The sequence below is a fragment of the Endozoicomonas sp. ONNA1 genome (genome assembly GCF_024606325.1).
GTDB lineage: Bacteria > Pseudomonadota > Gammaproteobacteria > Pseudomonadales > Endozoicomonadaceae > Endozoicomonas_A.
On sequence record NZ_JAHHPN010000271.1, the window covers coordinates 1 to 7535 of the forward strand.

The 7535-nt window shown below is 51.4% G+C and carries 13 protein-coding genes; 3 read left to right on the forward strand and 10 right to left on the reverse strand.

Translation table 11 applies throughout. The features are described from left to right. A partial coding sequence (locus KDK19_RS06430) for a hypothetical protein (RefSeq protein WP_257291586.1) occupies positions 1-342 on the reverse strand: 342 nt, incomplete at its 3' end. Positions 343-440: 98 nt separating this feature from the next. Between KDK19_RS06430 and KDK19_RS06435 the strand changes: the two genes are divergently transcribed. Together KDK19_RS06435 and KDK19_RS06440 are read left to right on the forward strand one after the other, a co-directional pair. Then, entirely contained in the window at positions 441-692 is a 252-nt protein-coding gene (locus tag KDK19_RS06435; protein ID WP_257287973.1) for a type II toxin-antitoxin system Phd/YefM family antitoxin, read from the forward strand. Continuing rightward, complete coding sequence (locus KDK19_RS06440; protein ID WP_257287972.1) at positions 682-969, forward strand: type II toxin-antitoxin system RelE/ParE family toxin; 288 nt, start codon at positions 682-684, stop codon at positions 967-969. The genes KDK19_RS06435 and KDK19_RS06440 overlap by 11 nt, the downstream gene beginning before the upstream one ends. Positions 970-979: 10 nt before the next feature. Here KDK19_RS06440 and KDK19_RS06445 read toward each other — a convergent pair whose 3' ends face one another. From KDK19_RS06445 to KDK19_RS06480, 8 genes are read right to left on the reverse strand one after another with little or no spacing between them, the layout of a single operon-like run. Next, positions 980-1723: a hypothetical protein gene (locus KDK19_RS06445; RefSeq protein WP_257287971.1), complete on the reverse strand. Its 744-nt coding sequence runs from the start codon at positions 1721-1723 to the stop codon at positions 980-982. 25 nt (positions 1724-1748) lie between these two features. Further along, positions 1749-2150 (reverse strand): hypothetical protein, encoded by a 402-nt coding sequence (locus KDK19_RS06450; protein ID WP_257287970.1) that lies wholly within the window; start codon positions 2148-2150, stop codon positions 1749-1751. Further along, positions 2143-2745 (reverse strand): hypothetical protein, encoded by a 603-nt coding sequence (locus KDK19_RS06455; protein WP_257291587.1) that lies wholly within the window; start codon positions 2743-2745, stop codon positions 2143-2145. Before KDK19_RS06455 ends, KDK19_RS06450 begins: the two co-directional genes overlap by 8 nt. After that, positions 2729-3028, reverse strand: coding sequence for a hypothetical protein (locus KDK19_RS06460; protein WP_257291588.1), 300 nt, complete (start codon positions 3026-3028; stop codon positions 2729-2731). The genes KDK19_RS06455 and KDK19_RS06460 overlap by 17 nt, the downstream gene beginning before the upstream one ends. After that, positions 3013-4008: a major capsid protein gene (locus KDK19_RS06465; RefSeq protein WP_257287967.1), complete on the reverse strand. Its 996-nt coding sequence runs from the start codon at positions 4006-4008 to the stop codon at positions 3013-3015. Before KDK19_RS06465 ends, KDK19_RS06460 begins: the two co-directional genes overlap by 16 nt. Then, positions 4005-4385 carry a head decoration protein gene (locus KDK19_RS06470; protein WP_257287966.1) on the reverse strand — a complete coding sequence of 127 codons (381 nt, stop codon included), beginning with the start codon at positions 4383-4385 and terminating at the stop codon, positions 4005-4007. The genes KDK19_RS06465 and KDK19_RS06470 overlap by 4 nt, the downstream gene beginning before the upstream one ends. Positions 4386-4436: 51 nt before the next feature. Continuing rightward, positions 4437-5474, reverse strand: a complete 1038-nt coding sequence (locus tag KDK19_RS06475; RefSeq protein WP_257287965.1) for a head maturation protease, ClpP-related — start codon at positions 5472-5474, stop codon at positions 4437-4439. Further along, complete coding sequence (locus KDK19_RS06480) at positions 5452-6945, reverse strand: phage portal protein (RefSeq protein ID WP_257291589.1); 1494 nt, start codon at positions 6943-6945, stop codon at positions 5452-5454. The genes KDK19_RS06475 and KDK19_RS06480 overlap by 23 nt, the downstream gene beginning before the upstream one ends. Before the next feature lie 34 nt (positions 6946-6979). Here KDK19_RS06480 and KDK19_RS06485 point away from each other — a divergent pair, with 34 nt between their 5' ends. Beyond that, positions 6980-7183 (forward strand): DUF2905 domain-containing protein, encoded by a 204-nt coding sequence (locus KDK19_RS06485; RefSeq protein ID WP_257291590.1) that lies wholly within the window; start codon positions 6980-6982, stop codon positions 7181-7183. A 2-nt stretch (positions 7184-7185) separates the two neighbouring features. Here the strand turns inward: KDK19_RS06485 and KDK19_RS06490 are convergent, their stop codons facing one another. Further along, positions 7186-7386, reverse strand: a complete 201-nt coding sequence (locus tag KDK19_RS06490; protein WP_257291591.1) for a phage head-tail joining protein — start codon at positions 7384-7386, stop codon at positions 7186-7188. Positions 7387-7535 lie beyond the last annotated feature (149 nt).

Genomic DNA, 7535 nt, shown 5'->3' on the forward strand with positions numbered 1-7535 from the left:
CTGATAAGCTCGACTGGCTGAGACTACGGACTTACGAGCCGACTCCAGGGAACGCTGAAGGGATCGGGAAGGCTTCTCAGTCTGTTGAAACTCCCTGGCCAGTTTCTCAACTCTGGCTTCCGCTTCCCGATATGCTTTGCCTGTATCTCGAACGGCTGCTGTCTGTTTTTGGAAAGACGACAGAAGACGATCTTGCTTCTGCAAATCAGACAGTTTTTGTTTGAGGGTTTGGGCTTCTTTGCGGAGGGACTCGAGGGAGGTTGCTGACTGGTAGACGGTTTTGGATAGGGAGTCTTTGGCTTTTAGTACCAGCCGAAGGGCGGATTCCTTGATGGAAGACATAGTCCACTCCCTGGGTCAAACGCAATAAAGTTAACAGTTAGAATAAAAAATGGTCTAATATAAGACCTGTTTTTAGAATCAAATAAGGAGCATTTATAATGAGACAGGTATTAGCAGATTGCTCGGCCAGTATTTCAGAGCTCAAGAAAAACCCGACAGCACTGCTGGCCCAGTCAGAAGGTTCACCTATAGCAATCCTTAATCACAATAAGCCGACGGCTTATCTGATTCCGGCAGAGACCTACGAATGGTTAATGGATGCCCTGGATGACCAGGAGTTATCCAGACTGGTTGAGGAACGTCGTAAAGACCTGGATCAGGCTGTGGAAGTGAACCTGGATGACTTATAAGCTCAAGTTCCTTCCGGCAGCTACGAAAGAGTGGAACAAGCTGGCCTCTCCATTGCGTAACCAGTTTAAGAAAAAACTGGCAGAGCGTCTGGAGAACCCCCATGTTCCCTCGGCCAAACTGAAAGGCTACGACAACGTATACAAAATCAAACTACGGACAGCTGGATATCGCTTGGCATATGAAGTTATTGATAAGGAGATTGTTGTCTATGTATTAGCCATCGGCAAGCGAGACAAGGACGCTGTCTATAAGACCTTAAGAAAACGACGCCCATAAGCATCCTCCCTTACCCAGCCAGATCCAACTGCATAAACGCACTCAGCCCATTGCCTGAAATCGACGAATCCGCCAGCACATCCACTTGCAAGGGAATGCTGGCGAAGTCATCCGAGATAAAGCCCAGATTTTGCACCGGCGAGAACTTCACCCGATGCACCCGGATATTGAAGGGCAAGCCTTCCTGAGCATCATTCAGCCCTTCCATAAACAAGGTAAACTCCCGCCCGGACTCTACGAGGGCTTGAACCATATTAGCCTTAAGTGGGGTGTAACTGACCTTGATGCCCTGGTCATCAATACCTCCACCTTCAATGACCTGAATGCCAGACTTCATCAGTTGGTAGTCGTCTCCTTCTACCAATATGGTATCCAGACTGTCTTTTACCGTAATGGTCTGATCCAAATCAGGTAAATTCCCGAAAGGAATTAATTCACCTGCCACACCATAGGTTTCTTGCGCTTCATCGGTCACCGGGGTGATCGCAGCCTCTGTGACACTGCCTCGAAGTGCCAGGGAGATAATATTGGCAGTGAAATCATGGGCTACCAGGTTGGCAGTAATACCCGACACCCGACTGATAACATTGCGATTGCCACCACCGCCCAGATAGTTTTTCAACTCTTTACGATCTTCTTCAAAGCTGAAGTTAAACTCACTGACATTGCCGATGGGCAAGAGTGGTGCGGATTTGTCGTAGGGTTGAATATGGATACTGCCTGCGCCGATAAAGCTGCGGTCGATAGTAGACATAGAATTCTCCTTCCTTGAAGAGGATTTAAAAGACGGTTTCGAGGGTTAGGGTGATATCTGCAAAGGACAATTGTCCCTGACTGGGAGCAATATCAAACTGGGTTTCAGAGAAGGTCAGCTTGCGGCAATGTTCTGACAGGGCTTTATCATTGCTCAGGGCTTGGCGAATCGTTCTGGAGAGCTCCAGCAAGGCATAAGTTGCCCGGTCATTGGTCGGCACCACAGCACTAAGATTAAACAGCCACTGATCTTTACGACGGCTGCCCTGTTGTTGTAACTCACTGATTGATTCCAGTTGCACCAGTACGGCTGGCGGCTTCAGACCCTGTTCAATGCCGGTGGCAGCATAGCCCAACAATACCTGATTACACACTGTCTCCAGAACACCTACCAAAAGGCTAACCAGTTGTTGTTCTGGGTTAAGCATGACCGGCTCCGTTGATGATGAAATTCAGTTCCTGTTGCACCAGGGTGGTAAACCGCTCCAGTAAAACGGGCTCAAGCTTTTCCAGCACCTGAATGGCACTGTTTAGGATCGGTAGAGTCTTCTTTTCCAGGGGCAAGCCCATCCACATCATGCGACCGGATTTTTTGGAGCGCTGGTATTTATGGTGCCAGTTGGCTTTTCGCTTGAAGACCATGGGGTGGGTAGCGTTGACTGGTTGCATTAAGAAAGCACCTTCCCAGAAATGCTTGCCGGTTCTGACGCCTTGTTTGGTCTGTCTGGGTTTGCCCAGATAATGAGCCGGTATATCCCAGGCACCAATCCAGATCACCAAACTGTAGCCTTCACTCCCCCGCTCGCCCGGTTGCAGTAGATTGACCTTGACCCGGCCCAGCTCTTTTAGCTTCTTTTGAGTAATGCCTTGCTCTCGAGCTAATGCTCTCAGGGTTCGTCGCTCAGCAAATCGAGACAGTTTCCTCAGCGACCTTCGAATAGCAAGCTGGAGAGTTTCCGGGGTGTTCTGGAAGAAACGGATCAGCTCATCAATGCTGTCATCCAGCTCAAGCTCCAGCTTCATGGAGTGACCACCAGTTCATCTGACCATCGCCTTTCAGTTTCCGCTCAACTGTCCAGCGTTGTTCTGCTGAAATCACCTCATCGCCCCGGCTCACCTTTACATCCGTGGTCAAGGCCAATGTGGTGATCTCTTGCAACACCTGTTCATAAGGACCCGTAGGCACCAGCTCGCGAGTCAGAATGCCCGTCACTTCCAGCCTACTGTCATCTGACTTTTTTAATGTGACAACCTCCCCAAAGGTGGCCAGCACCTGCCGATTCAGATCACTTAGCTCATCTTGCATTTGATCACGGCTCTTGGTTTAAGACAGATGGGCAGCGGGTTGGACTGGGTGTGGACCTGTACGCCCTTATCGAAGTCGAGAATCTTCTGCTTTGCATATCGTGGCAGACCAATGGTATTCACAGTTTCGATAAAGTCCGCTGGGGCGAACCAGGTGCGGAAGATGCCGGTGCCTTCCGGGATCACATACGCTTCATCCGGTTTAATGAAAGGAATATCGCCTACCTGCCCGCGATACTCTTCCCAATCGATATCACCGAACCGGAATCCGGTCTTGGGATCATTGCGCAGTAAAGCGCTGTCCTGATAGCGATGGTAAGCATCTTTGACGTAGTCGTGTCCGACCAGAGCATCATAAAAATCTGCACCACAGAAGGCCCTTAATCCAGTGTAGGGCTGAGCGCCCAGAGCCGTGTCTACCTTCCTGCGCAGAGCGACGCACTCCAGCCGGATATCCGTTTCAGCCACACTGAATTTAAAGGTGTGAGTTTGCTGAGTGACACCGAATTCCTGAAACAGGTCGTAGATCACACTGGAGCCATCGGCATCGAGAATCTGTCCCTTGATGGCTCCCAGTCGCAAGTGCTCCAGGGTCACTTCATGGTTAGCATTCATGGACGACAGTCGATCATTAACCACCGTTTTCACCCCTTCCAGGGCGCTCTCGGAGCCAAAGGCTCGTACATTGCGCACCTCATCAGCAATGATGGTGGAGTCGTAGGGAATATGAGGGATCACAAAACTGCGTACCTTCCGCTTGCCTCCGCGAGCCTGGGCAGCCGGAGCACCGCGCTCGGAAGTGGGCAGCAGGATCAATTCACCGTTCCTTGACTCTACAATCGCCGTGGTGGTGTTAATGCCACTTTCAGTAAACAGTCCCAGTTCACCGATACGCCCTGGCTTATAGGGCATATCGTTCAGAGTGGCAGTCAGACTGGTCAGACTGAAGGCATCGTTGTTAAAAATATCCAGCAAGTTCATCCCTGTTCTCCTGTCCTGAGAATGATATCCAGTGACGACAGCTCCTCGACCGCCGTCGTTTTTTCTTCGTCAGTGATGCCTTCCGGCCAGACCAGTAACTCCTGATCCACTTCTGCCAGTCGGGCAATGATGACGCCCTCGCCGCCTGTGGCATCGGTAATGACATGGTCCCACAGCACTCCAGCGGCCATTTGCAAGCCTGTGTCAGCGGCCGGATCAATAGGGCCATAAACACCTGTGGAGGTATTCTTGCCAAGAATGGTGCCGGGCAGTAGCGCCAGATCTGGAGCCAGTTCGATCAGCTCCCGGCTGATACTGTTGTTTCCTTCGGACACAATGAATTCGCCAGCATGCACCGGCTCTGTCATCACAGGCATGGTTTAGTTCCTTTGAGTGAGAAAGGGAAAATTAAGAAAGGGTGAGTGGTTTCAAGCAGCCGATTGACCGTTTCGCTTGCGGTAAACGGCCTGGGTATCCACCAGTGGCTGAATTTTTTTATCCTGCTGATCGGGCGTCAGCTGGTTATTGATGCTGTCGTCATCCTGCAAGAGCAGATCAAACAGTTCAGTGCGTACCTGGGCTTCGGTCTTACCAGACTGAATATATTTTCCGGCTCGATCTTCACAGTGCGCTGCTGCACACAGGGATTTGATTGTTTCACATTCAGCTAGGCGAGCTTTGACGTCTTCGATCCCCTGTTGCTGGCGGACAAAAGCTTCTGCCATTTCCGGGTAACCGGCCTGATTACACAGGGTCATTACTGCCAGGGCATGAGCCCCTTTATCCCCATTTTCAGATTCAGAGTTTGCGGGCTGAGGTGGATGCATAAAGCTGGAAAGGTCGAAATGAGCTGCCATTTTCACCGGTGCTTCCACTTCATCAATCAGGCCATGGCCCTGGGCTTCAGTGGCGGTGAACCAGGTCTCCTCATCCATTAGTTTCAGCATGGCTTTCAGATCCAGTTCACAGCGATTGCAGTAGGTCTGGGCAATGACCTCCGTGGTTTTGTCCAACATATCCGCCATTTTGCGCAACTCACCGGCGTCGCCTCCGACCCAGCCGAAAGGATTGTGAATCATTAGCAAGGCATTTTCAGCCATATGTATGGTGTCGCCTGCCATAGCAATGACACTGGCGATACTGGCTGCCAGCCCTTCAATCCGAACATGGATGTTAGCCTTGTGGTAGCGCAGGGCATTGTAAATGGCGACTCCGTCAAACACTGAGCCACCGGGGCTGTTGATCCGAACGGTAATGTCATCCGTGTCCAGATCTTTCAGGCTGCTGACCAGTTGCCGGGCAGATAAGCCTGCCCAATCGCCAATTACATCGTAAATCAGCAGCTCCGCTGGTTGGCCTGACTGATTTTTCAAGGTGGTCGCTCCGGACTCCTGTCCTCCCGCGACACTCCTAAGTCCCTTTAGTTCGAACCAGGCCCGGTTCTTATTGAGCGGCTTTTTGTTCATCGTTATCGGGTTCCTCTTCCATGATGGTGTTGTTTATTTCCTGAGTTCTGGCATCACTGTCGTATTGCAGCTCCAGCTCATCGGCTCGCTGGTTATCTGCTGCAATCTCATCGTCAATCTGTTCGCTGTCATAGCCTTGTTCAGACACCACTTCCGAGCGAGATTTAAAACCGCTGCGGACTGCCAGATTCTGGGACTGAACATCCTGAACCGGATGAATATAAGCCCAGCCCTGGGGAATCCATTTCACCTTGCGATAGTGAGCGGGGTTTCGATGAAAGTCCGGGGCTGAGATAGCCCCACTGAGCACGGCCAGTTCCAGCCATCGTTTCCAGACCGGGCGACAAAGTTGGAATACCATCAAATTATGCTGGATCTGTTGAATACGACGGCGGAACTCATTAAGCACCACCCTTAAAGCCCGGTCACTGACGCCTTTCATATCGCCGGACAGGATCTCATAAGGCAGACCAATACCCGCTGATACCGCCATCAATTGTTGACGGATAAAGTCCGGGTAATTGCTGGCCGCTCCTGGTGGTGTGTTAAACGTAATCTCCTCACCCGGTGATAGCTCCTGCATGGTGCCCGGTTCCATCGCTACCATAGGAACACCTTGCAGGTCATAGACAATGGGCCGACCAGTCAGCGGATCGACCCTTTCTGTTTCCGGAGCCGGTTTGGTGATAAAGGCGGTGAACAGGTTGGCGATTTCCTGACGAAGCAGCGTGGCATCATCGAATTTGTCCAGGTGATACATTCGAAGCAGTACCTGGCTCAACAAAGGTTGCCCACGCAGCTGACCTGGCCGCAGCGGTTCATAAAGATGCAACACCTGATCGGCAGGCACCCGTTGCAAGTCGGCAGTATCCAGTGTTGTGTAATCCGAAGGATGCTGCTTGTGCATCCAGTAAGCGACACGCTGCCCGATGGCATTAAACTCGATACCGGCCCGGATCTTGTGGCCCTTTTTCAGTTCATCGTTGAAATCCCAGGGGACAAACTCCGCTTCCAGCAATTGCAGCTGCAGCGGCACACTCAAACCATCGCCGGGTTTGCGGGGACGGAAGCGAACAAAGCACTCTCCAGCTTCCAATACCGAACGCATGGCCAGAGCCTGCTGGCCATAAAAATCGAGCTGGCCATCGGCATCGGACTCATCGGTCCAGTCCAGAAACAGGGCCTGTAACTCTTTACGAAACCCATCATCCCGGGCTTCTGACTTGGGCTTGATGCCGGTGCCGACAATATTGGCGACCAGCTTTTCCAGCCCGGAAGCGGCCCAGGGATCATTACGAATCGCAGCCCGAGAGCGGTTGATCAGGGTTCCAAGATTTCCGGTCAGGGAGTTATTGGGACCAGTGGAAGGTGCCGCCCAACTCTGACTTCTTCGCCCCCGCCCTGCGGAGGTATAGGCCAGGTTTTTAAACGCTCTTTTTTCCCGCCATTGCTGGCGCATCCATGCGAACACAGGCTAGGCTCCTTCTGAGTAGGGAGTCAATAACATGGCTAAAACACTGATACTGATTGGACTTGTTGTTCTTGCTGCAGGCCTGTTAATGCACTTTGCTCCGGGCCTGCTGAATTGGTTTGGACATCTACCCGGTGATATCCGGATCGAAAAAGAAAATACTCGAATCTATATCCCGATCACATCAATGATCCTGGTCAGTCTGATACTGACATTGATTGCCAACTTCTGGCGGTGAAATCAGATGCCTTTGGATGAATAGATACCAAACTGTTTAGGCCGCTTCTGCTGTTTGATCAATTCCCGCTCAATGGCCTGCAGTCGTCTTTCCATTTCTGAGAAGCTGGCATACTCCACCTTACGACCTTCAAACTCCACTGTGCGGGTTTCTCTCAGTAACACGGCTCGTTTCAAAGCCTGATATTCAGCTTCTGTGATCATGCGTTATCCATTCAGGTAGCTGCTGCGAGAAAATCGTCGGGATCTGGCTTGAGTCAGAGCCTCTGGCTCAAACGCTTCTAACCTGACTTCTGGCTCCGGACGTTGAGCGGCCAACTGCTCCAGATTCAATCCACGGTGTTGCTGTAAAA